Genomic DNA, 14,122 nt, shown 5'->3' with positions numbered 1-14,122 from the left:
CGTCTTGATCCCGGAAATACCAAGATCGGAGCTGCCATGAACGTATCGCAGCACGAGTGTGATGCGCGTCATGAAATTCGAGTCACCCAACACAGCACCTCCGCTGCCGCAGCGTCGGCTCGGCTGAGGTCCGCTGAAAGGACCCGGCATGACAGCGCCCCATCTTGCCATCGCCGGATTGCCGCCCGAGTTCGTCGAGATGCACGGCGGTGGGCTGTACTGGGTCGTCGCGGCCGGAAGCGCGCCGGCCGACCTGGTTGGCGCAGGTGTGCTGGGTTCGGCCAGCGACGTGCAGGACGCCGTGCTGGCGACGCTGGGGCGCGGCGCCGATGCGATGCTGGCCGAGCTGCCGCCGGGGGAGGGGCCGGCGCGGTTGCGTCTGTTCCGTTCCTCGGCCGCTGCCATGCAGCGAACCCTGCGCGGTCTGGCGGTTGATCTTCCCCGCGCGGCCACCGCCGCGACCCGCCTGTGCATGGTGCAGTTTCCGCTGGCGGCGCTGGAAGGCTGGAGCGATGCCCGGCTGGCGGCATGGAACCGGCAGCTGCAAGCCTGGGCGGAGCAGGCCGGCACGGTGCTGCTGCTGCTTTGCCACGGTGAAGTGGCCACCCTGGCGCCGCGCCTGCTGGCCTTGAACCGGACCTGTTCCGGCGTCGCCCAGCTTCATCCGCACCGCGGTGCGCTGCAGCTGCTGCTGCATTACTGGGCCAACGCCCATGGCGTGGTGGCCCGCCGTGCCTTCGCGATCGAAGCGGCAGAAGGCGGGTTGCGCCGCGTGCCAGAAGAGGCGGACAGCGTGCTCTCTGCGGTCGAGGCCAGCGGCGGCGATCGTGATCTGTACCTGGCCGAGGCCGACGTGCTGGAAGGCGCTCCGCCGCTGTCGCCCGCCTGGCGGCTCCACGATGGCTGGGCGGACCTGCTGCCTTCGGCGCTGCAGGCGCGCGAGGCCACCGTGGTGCTGGCGATCCGCAGCAACGACCAGGTGGACACACTGGCACGCCTGCTGCATCGGCTGCGCCGCGAGCGCGGCGACCTGCTGAAGCTGGTGGTGCGCGAGGTGCAACCGTGCCTGCGCTACGCCGACGAGCGCCTGCTGCTGCAGTGCGGCGGCAACATGGTGGTGCCGGCGGCGACTCCGCTGCCGCGGCTGCTGACGCTGCTGGAGACGGTGCAGCGGCAGCGTTGGCAGGGGCAGCTGGCGGCCGACCCCGAACCGTTGATCCGTGCCCACCGGCCACCGGAAGTGAATGGAATCGTGGCGGCCGACCGCTTCCGGCAGATCGTCGGCGAACGCATCGATCAGGACGGCAGCGCGGTGGAAAGCGCCGTGCTGGCGCTGCAGCCGGTGGCCGGGCTGCGCGCGGAACAGACCCTGCAGCAGTTGAACATCCGCAGGCAGGGGGATGTGGCCTGCGTGTACCGCGGCCAGGTCCGCCTGTTCCTGTTCGGCTGCCGCCGCGATGCGGTCGAACAGGCGCTCTCCAACCTGTACCGGCTGCCCTGGCGCGAGCTGTTCGATGGCTACCAGCGCCTGGCCGAGTACGACATCGCAGCGATGAATGCCCGCGGCAGCGACTCCGAATCCGAGACGCTGCCCGCCCCTGCCGTTCCGTTGCCGCAACCCGCGGCCCCGGTCAACGAGGTCGCATTCAACGCCCCCATCCCGTTCCGGTTGGGAGATTCCGCATGACAACCGACCAGCAGCTGTGGACGCTGATCGCGGCCTGTGCGCTGGTGATGATTCCGTTCGGCGTGATGCTGGGCGCGCTGTGGCGCGCGGTGCGTCGCCGCGCAGAGTCATGGCTGCCCCCACGGCACCTGCGGCGGACGGGCGTGCGGGTGCGCGATGCGCGGAGGCCGCAATGAGCGCAGAGCCGACGCCCGCATCGCCGTTCGTCTGGTCGGACCTGCGCGGCTGGAACCTGTACTTCCTGTCCAAAGTGGTGTTGGCCTGGATGGGCGCGCTGGACCTCAAGGTCCTGCCCAACCTGTTGTTCCTGGCCGCCCTGCTGGTGCCACTGCCGTGGCGATGGGCACGCATCACACGCACGGTCGTCGCCGTGCCGGTGGCCGTGGTGCTCTACTACCAGGACACCTGGTGGCCGCCCTTCCAGCGTCTTCTCGCACAGCCGGGCGTGCTCGATTTCTCCGCCGACTACTGGCTGGAGTTGGCGCAGCGCTTCATCAACTGGCAGATGGTCGCGGTGCTGGTGCTGCTGGTGGTTGCCTACCTGCTGCTGAAACCGTGGCTGCGCATCACGACGCTGAGCGTGCTGGGCATGCTGGGCATGGCGGTGGTGGCACTGCCATTGCCGGCGGGCCTGAACTGGGGAACGTCGCAGGCCACCGCAGCGACCGGCGGTGCTGACGCCGCTGCCGGCGCTGCCGGTGCACTTGCGCCGGCCAGCAACGAGACACTCAATGCCTGGCTGGCGGCCTTCTACCAGCAGCAGTCGGGCCTGAAGACGGTGTTCCCGGCGCCGGCCAGCGCTGCGCCGTTCGACGTCATCATCCTCAACATCTGTTCGCTGGCATGGAGTGATCTGGACGAAGTCGGCATGCGCCAGAACACGCTGCTGGACCACATGGACCTGATCTTCGACGATTTCAACTCGGCCACCGCCTACAGCGGACCGGCGGCGATCCGCCTGCTGCGCGCCAGCTGCGGACAGACCTCGCACACCGCATTGTTCGACCCGGTGCCAGCCGAATGCCAGTTGTTCTCCAACCTGCAGCGCCTGGGTTTCCAGAGCGAGCTGGCGATGAACCACGATGGGCACTTCGACAACTTCATCGGCGAACTGAGCCAGTACGGTGGGTTGCAGGCACGGCCGATGGACATCAGCGCGTTTCCCCGGGCGCTGGTCGCGTTCGACAAGTCGCCGCTGCGCCGCGATGGTGACGTGCTGAACGCCTGGTGGAAGCAGCGCCAGGCCGAACAGGCGCAGCAGGTCGCGCTGTTCTACAACACGATCTCCCTGCACGACGGCAACCGCATCGTCGGCGCCGACGGTCGTGCCAACGCGGCGGACTACAAGGCCCGCGCGCAGATGGTGCTGGGTGACATGGCAGGCTTCGTCGAAGCGGTGGAGCGCAGTGGCCGTCGCGCCATGATCGTCGTGGTGCCCGAGCATGGCGCGGCGCTGCATGGCGACCGCATGCAGATTCCCGGCATGCGGGAGATTCCGAGCCCTTCGATCACCCATGTGCCGGTCGGCGTCAAGCTGGTCGGGATGGGCACGCCGGCCAGCGGAGGGCCGCGTCATGTGCCCGAGCCCAGCAGCTATCTGGCCCTCTCCGAACTGGTGTCGCGGGTGTATGCGCTGAACGCGCAGTCGCCGCCGGGAGCGCGTGACTGGGACAGCCTGCTGCAGGGGCTGCCACGTACGCCCTCGGTGTCGGAGAACGAAGGCGCCAAGGTCATCGATTACGGTGGCAAGCCCTGGCTGCAGCTGCAGGGAAGCAAGGCCTGGAACCCGTACCCGGAGGACAAACGCTGATGGCCGACATCCTGGCCGTTGCCAGTACGCTTTCGGTGGAGGAGGACGACATCGATCTGCTGCGTCGCAGCCTGGGCATGCCCGGGTTGCCCTACGTGGACTTCTCGGCGCAGAACGAACGTGCCCGGGCACTGGCACGCTGGCCGTTGCTGGCCGAGCTGGAGCGGCAGCCATGAGCGTACTGCTGTCCCTGCAGGGCGTGCACGGCGGCACAGGCGTCACCACGGTGCTGGCCGCGTTGGGACAGGCGCTGCATGCGCAGGGCCAGCGCGTGCTGCTGGTCGAGTGCAGTCCGGATCAGATGCTGGGCCTGCATGTCGGGTTGGCCGCACGGGAGGCCGATGGCTGGGCGCGGGCGATGCTGGACGGCCGCGACTGGCGTGATGCGGCCTTCGCCTGCGCACCGGGCCTGGCAGTGCTGCCGTACGGCCGTGTCAGCGCGGCCGAAGCCCTGCAGATCGAGCAGGCGCTGAGTCTGGCACCCGACACCTGGAATGATCGCGTGCCAGTGCTGTCGGCGCAGTTCGACTGGCTGCTGTTCGACCTGCCGCAGCGGCTGCCGGCACACGCGGCGGCGGTCAACCGATATGCGCGCTGTACGCTGCCGTTGCGCCTGGCGTGCGTCGATCCGGCAAGCCACGTCTTCCTGCAGCGGCAGCACGACGATCCGCGCCGTCTGCTGGCCAACCGGTATGACCCGGCGGTTCCGGTGCAGCGCGATCTGATGCAGCTTTGGCTGCATGCGCACGCGTCGATGCTGGTGCCTCAGCCTCTGCACGAAGATGCGCGGGTGCCGGCCGCGTTGGCCAGCAAGCAGCCGCTGGGGCAGCATGCGGCCGATGCGCTGGCGGCTGCCGACGTCGCCGGCCTGGCATTGTGGTGCCTGGCCGAGGCGGCGCGGCGGCAGGATCGGGAGAGCGGGCGATGAAGGGCGCACGCATCCACTATCTGCACTGGAACCGGCTGCGTGAGCGCGTGTACGCCGCATGGCCACTGTGCGCGCTGCTGTGGTCGCTGCAGGCCCTGGGCTGGGCGCTGTTGAGGCTGGAAGGACCTGCGTGGCAGGCGCTGGCGCCGCGGCTGCGGCGTGCGTTCCCGCAGTTGCAGGGTGATCGCCGCTGGCGCCCCGGAGATCCACTGCGGCTGCTGATCCAGGCCGCATGGCTGTCGCTGGTGCGCCTGGTTCCGCATACCTCGCTGCGCCGCCAGCGCCTGGCCCAGGCCCGGCGCCAGCGCATCGCCGAGCTGCGCGGAGCGGCAGGACGCGGTCGCCTGCGCTACCTGCGGGCGATGCGTGATGCACCTGCCGATGTCGGCAACAGTCGCCTCGCGGCGTGGCTCGCGCAGCGCCTGGAGCACCTGCCGCCCCGCGCGCGTCAGGCGCTGACCGCGCTCACTGGTCTGGCTACGCTGGGTCTGGCGGCACTGTGCATCACCCAGCCCTTCAGCTACCTGGCGCAGTTCGTGTTCGTGCTGCTGCTATGGGTCATCGCGCTGCTGGTACGGCGCATGCCCGGCCGCTATGCGACGCTGGTACTGGTGGTGCTGTCGATCACCGTGTCCTGCCGCTATCTCTGGTGGCGCTATACCGCCACCCTGAACTGGAGCAGCACCTTCGACCTGGTCTGCGGTCTGGTGCTGCTGGTGGCCGAGACGTATTCCTGGCTGGTGCTGATGCTGGGCTACGTACAGGTTGCCTGGCCGCTGCGACGGCGTCCGGCGCCCTTGCCGGCGGACATCCGGCAGTGGCCCACGGTGGATGTGCTGATTCCCACCTACAACGAAGACCTGTCACTGGTGCGGCATACCGTCCATGCCGCCATGGGGCTGGACTGGCCGGCCGACAGACTTCGCATCCACCTGCTCGATGACGGCAAGCGCGAGGAGTTCCGTGCCTTCGCCGAGCAGACCGGCGTCAACTACATCACCCGCAGCGACAACCGGCACGCCAAGGCCGGCAACCTCAACCACGCCCTGACCCTGATCGACGGTGAGCTGGTGGCGATCTTCGACAGCGATCACTTGCCGGTGCGCTCGTTCCTGCAGATCACCTGTGGTTGGTTCCTGCGCGATCCGAAGCTGGCGCTGGTGCAGACGCCGCACCATTTCTTCTCGGCCGATCCCTTCGAGCGCAACCTGCAGGTGTTCCGCAGTGATCCCAACGAGGGCGAGCTGTTCTACGGGCTGGTGCAGGACGGCAACGACCTGTGGAATGCCGCGTTCTTCTGTGGTTCCTGCGCGGTGCTGCGGCGTGAGGCCATCGATGCCATCGGCGGCTTCGCCACCGAGACCGTCACCGAGGATGCGCATACCGCCCTGCGCCTGCATCGCCAGGGCTGGAACTCGGCCTACCTTCGCATTCCGCAGGCGGCCGGCCTGGCCACCGACAGCCTGGGCGCGCACGTCAACCAGCGCATCCGCTGGGCACGCGGCATGGTGCAGATCTTCCGCATCGACAATCCGCTGCTTGGCAAGGGCCTGAGCCTGTTCCAGCGCTTCTGCTACGCCAACGCGATGCTGCACTTTCTCGCGGGCATCCCGCGGCTGGTGTTCCTCACCGCGCCGCTGGCCTTCCTCCTGCTTCATGTCTACATCATCTACGCCCCCGCGCTGGCGATCCTGCTGTTTGTCGTTCCACACATGGCCCACGCCAGCCTGACCAACGCGCGCATCCAGGGCCGGTACCGCCGCCCGTTCTGGGGTGAGGTCTATGAAACCGTGCTGGCCTGGTACATCGCGCGGCCGACCACCGTGGCCCTGTTCAGTCCCGGCCGTGGCAAGTTCAATGTCACCGACAAGGGAGGCACGCAGGCGGGTGACCGCTTCGACTGGCGGGTGGCGCGCCCCTACCTGGTACTGGCGCTGCTGAACGTGCTGGGACTGTGCTTCGCCGTGTGGCGTTTCATCGAGGGGCCCGCCGATGAGCGCGGCACCGTGGTCGTGAGTTCGTTGTGGGTGCTGTACAACCTGCTGATCATCGGCGGCGCGCTGGCGGTGGCGGCGGAGGTGCAGCAGGTGCGGCGCACCCACAGGGTCACCACGCGCCTGCCGATGGCGCTGCAGATACCCGATGGGCGTCGACTGCGGGGCGTGCTGCAGGACTATTCCAACGATGGCGTCGGCCTGGAGTTGGGACTGGATCCGCAACTGGCCGAAGGCACGCGCGTACACCTGCTGCTCGGGCGTGGCCGGCGCGAGTTCGCCTTCCCGGCGCGGGTACAGCGCAGCGTCGGCCATCGCCTCGGCCTGCTGCTGCAGTTCGACAACGAGCGCCAGCGCGTGGAGTTCGCGCAATGCACATTCGCCCGCGCCGATGCGTGGCTGGACTGGCATGCCGGTTACCAGCCCAAGAGCCTGCCACGCAGCCTGTGGAGCGTGCTGGTGCTGGGCTGGAAAGGCTATCGGCGGATGGGCGACTTCACGCCGTTCGATCTCGACCGCCCGGTGCACTGGAGCGGTCGCCTGCTGCGCTGGCTGGCCAGTTTCGCACCACAACGTCCGCTTCCCTCCCACCCGGCTGACCCAGCCGCTGACCCAGGGCTTCGTCCATGAGCATCCCGACCTCTCTGCGCTGGCTGCTGCTGCCGTTGCTGGTACTGCCAGTGGTGTCCGACAATGGCGCTCCAGCACCCGTGCCGGCGCCTGCCACCGGTTCAACGCCGGATGCCCCGGCCGCGCAGGTTGCGGTACCGACCCCGACCACAGCGGCATCGGTGCCCGCGCCGCGCGGCGAACCGGCCTTGCCCGACACCTGGGCCGGCAGCGCTTGGCCCTGGCAACGGCACAGCACCTTCGCACAGCTCGGCCGCCGCCAGGACACGCTGCTGTCCGGCGTCCGCAACAGCACCACGTTCGAATTCCAGGTGCGCCGCGATCGCCTCGCGCGCGAAGCGGAACTGGATCTGAGCTTCACACCCTCGCCGTCGCTGTTGCCGACGCTGTCGCACCTGCGGGTCTATCTGAACGACGCGATGATGGGCGTGGTACCGATCAGCAACGACCAGCTGGGACGCCCCGTGCAGGCCAAGCTGCCGCTGGATGCGCGCCTGATCGCTGATTTCAACCAGGTCCGCCTGGAATTCGTCGGCCATTACACCGATATCTGCGAAGAACCCACGCACAGTTCGCTGTGGGTCAACCTCTCCAGCAACAGCACGTTGAGGCTGGGTGGCCAGCTGCTGGACATGCAGGATGATCTGGCCAATTTCCCGCTGCCCTTCTTCGATCCGCGCGACACCGCGCGGCTGGAACTGCCGGTGGTGTTTGCAGCGGCGCCCACTCTGGCGCAGCAGCGGGCTGCGGCGGTCATGGCGTCCTATTTCGGCAGCCTGGCGGGATGGTGGCGGCAGGCCCGTTTTCCGGTGAGCTTCGGCACGCTGCCCGAGCAGGGCCAGGCGGTCGTGCTGGCGGTGAATGGCCGCTTCCCGCCGGTGATCGCCAACCATGCGCCTGTGCAGGGGCCGGTGATCGAGCTGATGGCCCTGCCCGAGGATCCGCAGCGCAAGCTGCTGCTGGTGCTCGGCCGCAACGATGATGACCTGCAGAAGGCCGTTTCGGCGATGGCGGCCGGCAATGTCCTGTTCCGCGGCCGCCAGGTCGCGATCGACGAAATGAAGCCCTTGGCGCCACGCAGGCCGTACGACGCGCCGAACTGGGTGCGTACCGATCGCTCGGTGCGCCTGGCCGAGCTGCTGGACTATCCGCAGCAGCTGCGTGCCAACGGGGTGTCGCCGCAGCCGATCACGGTCAACCTCAACCTGCCACCGGACCTGTTCATCTGGCGCAACCAGGGCATTCCACTGAACCTGCGTTACCGCTACACGCCGCCGTTTGGCAGTGATGAGTCGCGGCTGGGCGTGGCGATCAACGACCAGTTCATTTCAAGCTTCCCGCTGGTGCGCCGCACCGGCAAGCAGGGTGTGGCGGAAATCCGCCTGCCTGTGCTCGCTGGCGATGCCGGCGCCGACGATGGCCGCCTGTTGATTCCGGCGCTGAAGCTGGGTGACCGCAACCAGCTGCGGTTCGACTTCAACTTTGCCAGCGTGATGGGCAGTGCCCAGCGCGACCACTGCCAGACCGTGCTGCCGCCCAACCTGCAGGCGGCCATCGAGGAGGATTCGACCATCGACTTCTCCGGCTTCCATCACTACATGGGTCTGCCGGACCTGTCCGCGTTCGCGCTCAGCGGCTTCCCGTTCACACGCATGGCGGACCTGTCTGAAACCGTGGTGCTGGTGCCGCCGTCCGCCAGCGAGGCGCAGGTCAGCCTGCTGCTCAACCTGATCGGAGGCCTGGGCGTGCAGAGTGGGTACCCGGCCTACGGGTTGCGCCTGTCCGCGGACTGGAAACAGGCCAGTGCGCTGGATGCGGACCTGCTGGTCCTGGGCGCATTGCCGGATGAGCTGCGCGGCAGCCAGCAGCTGTCACTGCTGATCGACGACCAACGCACGCGCCTGCTCAATGGCCAGTGGTCATCGCCGGAGCTGGCGGTGCAGCAGGCCCGTCGCGGCAGCCGCGCGGGCGATCCTGCGGTCACCCGCGTGGCGGTCACCGCACAGGCGCCCTTCGCGGCCATCGTCGGCCTGCAGTCGCCCCGCCATGCACAACGCAGCATCGTCTCGCTGGCGGCCAGCCATCCGGCCGACTATCAGCTGCTCGATGATGCACTCAGCGACACCGGCAAGCGCGAAGCCATTGCGGGATCGGTGGCGATCCTGCGCAGTTCCGGCATCAACAGCCAGTTCGTGGGCGAACACTACTACGTGGGCGCGCTGCCGTGGTGGCTGCTGCTGTGGTACCACCTGGCCGATCATCCGGCATTGCTGGCCGTGCTGGCCACGCTGGTGGTGCTGATGGTCGCCTTCCTGCTCTGGCGTGCACTGCGCTGGGTCGCCGCGCGGCGCCTGGATGCGGGCAAGGAATGAGCCGGACCTCGCCGCCGCTGCTGATGGCGTCCCGGCTGGTGCTGCTGGGTCTGGCCGGGACCGGCGCATGCGCGGCACAGGCGCTGCCGCAAATGCCCGGCGGCACTGCGGCCGAGCAGCGGCAGTGGTTGTTGCAGCAGGTACGCATCGGCGAGGCGACCGGGCGCCAGAGCCTGATCGAAGATGCGTTGGCACGGCTGCGCATGCTGGCACCGGATGATCGTGGCGCCCTGCTGGCGATCCTGGAGGTGCAGTTGTCGCAGCAGAAGGTGGAGGATGCGACCGCGACGCTGCAACGATTGCGGCAGGTCGGTGCGGGCAGTCGCGAACTCGCTGCGGGTGATCGCCTCTGGCAGGCCTACCAGGGCGATCTGCAGCAGGAGCTGCAGCAGGCACGCCTGTTCGCAGCCGGTGGCCGCAGTGCCGATGCGCTGGCGATCTACCGCCGCCTGTTCAATGACGCGCCTCCGGGGTTGCAGCTGGGGCTGGAGTACTGGCGTCTGCGTGGCGCGCAGGCGGATGGCCGCGCGCTGGCGATCCGGGAGCTGACCGCATTGGACCAGGCGTATCCAGGCAACACCGGGCTGCTGCAGACGCTGTCGCAGCTGCTGTTCGCGGCCGGTCGCGACGATGAAGCGCTCGACGCGCTGCGGCGCATGGGCCGCAACCCCGACGCCCGCGGGCTGGCTGCCGATGCCGAGTGGGCGTACCTGCAGGACCAGCCCGCCGATGAGCGCGGCGTGCGTCGCCTGCAGGCGTTCATCACCCGCAATCCCACCTTCAATGACATCGCCCTGGTGCGCGAGCGCTATGCCGAGCAGCACAGGCAGGTCAGTGATCCGGCTTGGCGGGCGGGTCTGCGTGGCCAGCAACTGCTTGAACGCGGGCGCGATGCCGAGGCCGAACGTGCCTTCCAGCAGGCGTTGCGGGCCTATCCGCGCGAAGCCGCCTTCCTGGGCGGATTGGGCATGGCGCAGATGCGACAGGGCCGTCGCGCGTCGGCGATCGGCCTGTTCGAACGCGCGATCCAGGCCACGCCCGTCGGCGAGAGCAGCGACAAATGGCGCGACCTCATTGCCAGTACGCGCTACTGGCTGCTGCTGGACCAGGCCGATGCCGCACTCGGTGCCGGTCGGCTGGACGAGGCGGATGCGTTGTACGCGCAGGCGCGGCGGCAGCAGCCACGCGAGGTCAACGCACGGCTGGGGCAGGTGGATGTTGCCGTGGCCCGTGGCGACGACGCCTCGGCCGAACGCCAGCTGCAGGCCGCGAGGCGGATGGCGCCGAACGATGCCAACGTGATCCGCAGGTTGGTGCAGCTGTATGGGAGGACCGATCCGCAGCGTCTGGAGACCTTCATCGATGCGTTGCCGGCCGCGCAGCGCCGGTTGTACGCCGAGGATCTGCGTCAGCTGCGGATCAGTCGCCTGCGCGAACGACGTGAGCAGGCCCTGGCGGCCGGCGATGCGGAGGCCGCCCTTGCGCTCGGGCATGAGCTGCGCGTGGAGCTGCCCGCCGATGCGTGGCTCGCCCGTGCCTTGGCCGTTGAGCTGCAGGCCGCGGGTCGGCCTGCCGAGGCCGATGCGGTGGTCGCGGACATGGTGGCACGCAATGACAGCGCTGAAGCACGCTACGCGCAGGCGTTGTATCTGTCCGGCACCGATCGCCTGCCGCAGGCACTGGCAGTGCTGGACGCGGTGCCGCTGGCGGAATGGGATGACGATATCCGCGCACTGTCCGCACGGCTGCGCCGGCAGCAGCTCATCGATCATCTCTGGTCGCTGCGTGCGCAGGGACGCGAGCCGGAAGCCATCGCCCTGCTGCAACAGCAACCGGCCAGTGCCGAGAACAACCTGCTGCTGGCCGACTGGGCGCGCCTGCGCGGCGACCACCCGCAGGCCCTGCAGTATTACCAGCGGGTACTTGCGGAGCAGCCGGACAACGTCGATGCACAGCTTGGCCAGGTGCAGGCCTGGATCGGTGCCGGCGATCTGGACAACGCGCGGCGGCAGATGCGGCTGTCGCCCCCGGTGGTCGCCGAAGATGCGCTCGGCCAGCAGCGCCAGCTGGCCGGCATCTGGACCGACCTGCACGAGGACGCCAAGGCATTGGCGATCCTGCGCGCGCTGCTGGCCCGCAGGGACGGTCCGGATCCACAGTCCTGGCGCGACGCAGCGCGACTGGTGCGCCGCGAGGATCCGCAGCAGGCGCTGGACATGTACGCGCAGGCGATGGCCGACAACGGCCTGCTGGTCGCAACGCAGGCACAGCCGCGCGACAACCGCGCGCTGACCCTGGCCAGCCGCGAGACCGCGGGGGACGACTGGCTGCGGCGCAGCCTGCGCAGCGACGTGGAAACGCTGTACCAGCAGGAAAATCCCACGCTGACGGTGATGCAGGATACCGGTCGTCGCAGCGACGGAACGCCCGGCATTTCCCGCCTCGGGCGCGACACCCGCATCGCGCATCTGGATGCGCCGTTTGCAGGCGGGCTCGGCTGGGCGCGCATCGAACAGGTGCACTTCGACGCAGGGCGGTTCCGCACCGGCGCCGACGGCACTTACGACGAGGATTTCGGCAGCTGCGACCTGTCGCTGCTGCGTGCCGACGGCTCCCGGCTGCAGGCCCCGGGATGTACCCGCTTCGTGCATCAGCGGCGCAGTTCCGGCGCAGGGTTCGCGGCCGGCTGGCGCACGCTGGACGATCGCTGGAATGTCGACCTTGGCCATACGCCGTCCCACTATGTGATCGGCAACTGGCTGGGAGGCATCACCGCCAATGGCGATCTGGGCCGTCTCGGCTGGGGGGCGACGCTGTCGCGGCGGCCGATGACCAACTCCCTGCTGTCACAGGCCGGTGCCTACGATCCTCGCAGCGGCATTGCCTGGGGTGGGGTGACCGCCAATGGCATCACCTTCAGCCTGGGCTTCGATGAGGGCGGACGCAATGGTGTCTGGTCGAACTGGAGCTGGCACCGGTTGACCGGTCACAACGTCGCGGACAACACGCGTGCGCGTGCGATGGTCGGCTGGTACCACAAGCTGATCCAGCGTACGGACATGCGCCTGGACGTCGGCACCACGGCCATGTATTGGCGTTACCAGAAGGATCTGGGCGGCTACTCGCTGGGCCAGGGCGGCTACTACAGCCCGCAGCGCTATGCCTCGTTGAGCCTGCCGGCCAGCTTTGCCTGGCGCAATGATCTGTGGTCGCTGCGGGTGGATGGGTCGGTCAGTGTTTCCAGCGCGCGTACGGCGTCGATCAGCCGCTTCCCGGACCAGGCGCTGATCGAGCGCGTGGTGGCACAGCTGGAGCCGCAGTACGGTGCTCTCGCGCTAAACGAGGCTGGCCTGTACACCGGCGACAGCCGCAGCACCGGCACCGGCTATCGGCTCTACGCGGCCGTGGAGCGGCGGCTGGGCGATCACATCGTCCTGGGCGCGGCGGGAACCCTGCAGCGCAGCCGTGACTTCTCGCCGAACACATTCCAGCTCTATCTGCGCTATACCTTCAAGCCCTGGCAGGGCAACCTGCCGCTGCCCGTGTCGCCGCTGGTGCCCTATGGCGAGTTCCGCTGACCCGCAACGCCGCCGACTGCTGCAGGCGACGGCCGCCTTGCCGTTGCTGGCCATGGGCGCAGGGCGTGCGCTCGCAGCGCCGCGCTGGCCGGCCTGGCAGGTGCTGCTGGACAGCAGCCTCAGCAACGACGGACGCATGATCGATCGCAGCCAGGACGACCAGCGCAGTACGTCGGAAGGGCAGTCGTATGCGTTGTTCTTCGCGCTGGTCGACAACGATCAGGCGCTGTTTGATCGCGTTCTGGGCTGGACCCAGGACAACCTGGCCGGGGGCGATATGCGGCAGCGGTTGCCGGCCTGGCTGTGGGGCCGCGATGACAAGGGCGGCTGGCGCGTACTGGACGACAATCCGGCGTCCGATTCCGATCTGTGGCTGGCCTACGCCCTGCTCGAAGCGGGGCGGCTCTGGCACCGTCCTGCGTTGCAGGCCATCGCCGGGGGCATGCTGGGGCAGGTGCGGGAAAGGGAAGTCGTGCAGCTGCCCGGTCTCGGCCCGATGCTGCTGCCGGGACCGCAGGGATTCGTCGAAGGCGATGCGACCCGGGTCAATCCCAGCTATCTGCCGCTGCCGCTGCTGCGGCGCTTTGCCGCGGCCGATCGCAGTGGGCCCTGGGCGGAACTGGCGGACAACGCGACCACGCTGCTGGAGCAGACCAGCCCGCATGGCTATGCACCGGACTGGGCGGCGTGGCAGCAGGGGCGCTTCGTGGTCGATCCGGTGAACGGAGCGGTGGGCGGCTATGATGCGATCCGCTGCTACACGTGGGCAGGCATGACGGCCCCGCGCGATCCGTTGTTCCGGCGGCAGCTGGCGGCGTTGTCCGGTCCGCTGCAGCGCCTGCGCAGCGGTGCGGCACTCTGGGAAAAGGTCGATACCCGCAGCGGGCAGGGGCAGGGCGAAGGCAACTATGGTTTCCGCGCGGCTGTACTGCCCTGTGTGCTGGCACAGCGCGAGCAGGGGCTGGCGAAGTCGCTGCTGGCCAGCCTGCCCAGCCCGGAACAGCAGCGTGCCGAGGCACCGGCCTACTATTCGCAGATGCTGGCCCTGTTCGGCCGGGGCTGGGCCGAGGGCCGCTGGCGTTTCGGCGTGGATGGCCAGCTGCGACCGGCATGGCGATGAGTA

General features: G+C 68.8%; 9 protein-coding genes. All 9 read left to right on the top strand.

The genetic code is table 11. The annotated features are described in order from the left end of the window. Nucleotides 1-148: 148 nt before the first annotated feature. Genes ACX9OW_RS17825 through bcsZ form a run of 9 tightly spaced genes read left to right on the top strand, consistent with a single transcriptional unit; the run spans nt 149 to nt 14,119 of the window. On the top strand, nt 149-1,687 hold the full coding sequence (locus ACX9OW_RS17825; RefSeq protein WP_065175833.1) for a BcsE family c-di-GMP-binding protein: 1,539 nt from the start codon (nt 149-151) through the stop codon (nt 1,685-1,687). After that, nucleotides 1,684-1,863, top strand: a complete 180-nt coding sequence (gene bcsF / locus ACX9OW_RS17820) for a cellulose biosynthesis protein BcsF (protein ID WP_459062636.1) — start codon at nt 1,684-1,686, stop codon at nt 1,861-1,863. The genes ACX9OW_RS17825 and bcsF overlap by 4 nt, the downstream gene beginning before the upstream one ends. Continuing rightward, nucleotides 1,860-3,497: a cellulose biosynthesis protein BcsG gene (bcsG, locus tag ACX9OW_RS17815; RefSeq protein ID WP_180876948.1), complete on the top strand. Its 1,638-nt coding sequence runs from the start codon at nt 1,860-1,862 to the stop codon at nt 3,495-3,497. The genes bcsF and bcsG overlap by 4 nt, the downstream gene beginning before the upstream one ends. Continuing rightward, nucleotides 3,497-3,673 carry a cellulose biosynthesis protein BcsR gene (gene bcsR, locus ACX9OW_RS17810; RefSeq protein ID WP_080375313.1) on the top strand — a complete coding sequence of 59 codons (177 nt, stop codon included), beginning with the start codon at nt 3,497-3,499 and terminating at the stop codon, nt 3,671-3,673. Before bcsG ends, bcsR begins: the two co-directional genes overlap by 1 nt. Further along, a complete protein-coding gene (gene bcsQ / locus ACX9OW_RS17805) occupies nt 3,670-4,425 on the top strand; it encodes a cellulose biosynthesis protein BcsQ (RefSeq protein WP_053518884.1) in 756 nt (251 codons plus the stop codon). The genes bcsR and bcsQ overlap by 4 nt, the downstream gene beginning before the upstream one ends. After that, the gene (gene bcsA, locus ACX9OW_RS17800; RefSeq protein WP_065175829.1) at nt 4,422-7,049 is read left to right on the top strand and encodes a UDP-forming cellulose synthase catalytic subunit; all 2,628 of its coding nucleotides are present in this window, start codon (nt 4,422-4,424) and stop codon (nt 7,047-7,049) included. Before bcsQ ends, bcsA begins: the two co-directional genes overlap by 4 nt. Then, on the top strand, nt 7,046-9,421 hold the full coding sequence (gene bcsB, locus ACX9OW_RS17795) for a cellulose biosynthesis cyclic di-GMP-binding regulatory protein BcsB (protein ID WP_459062635.1): 2,376 nt from the start codon (nt 7,046-7,048) through the stop codon (nt 9,419-9,421). Before bcsA ends, bcsB begins: the two co-directional genes overlap by 4 nt. After that, complete coding sequence (gene bcsC / locus ACX9OW_RS17790; RefSeq protein ID WP_459062634.1) at nt 9,418-12,999, top strand: cellulose synthase complex outer membrane protein BcsC; 3,582 nt, start codon at nt 9,418-9,420, stop codon at nt 12,997-12,999. The genes bcsB and bcsC overlap by 4 nt, the downstream gene beginning before the upstream one ends. Next, nucleotides 12,983-14,119, top strand: coding sequence for a cellulose synthase complex periplasmic endoglucanase BcsZ (gene bcsZ / locus ACX9OW_RS17785; protein WP_111186320.1), 1,137 nt, complete (start codon nt 12,983-12,985; stop codon nt 14,117-14,119). The genes bcsC and bcsZ overlap by 17 nt, the downstream gene beginning before the upstream one ends. The last annotated feature ends 3 nt before the right edge of the window (nt 14,120-14,122 follow it).

The organism is Stenotrophomonas genospecies 5 (assembly GCF_054473825.1).
Note: the sequence above shows the minus strand (reverse complement) of the source record. Positions and strands in the feature narration are given on the sequence as shown.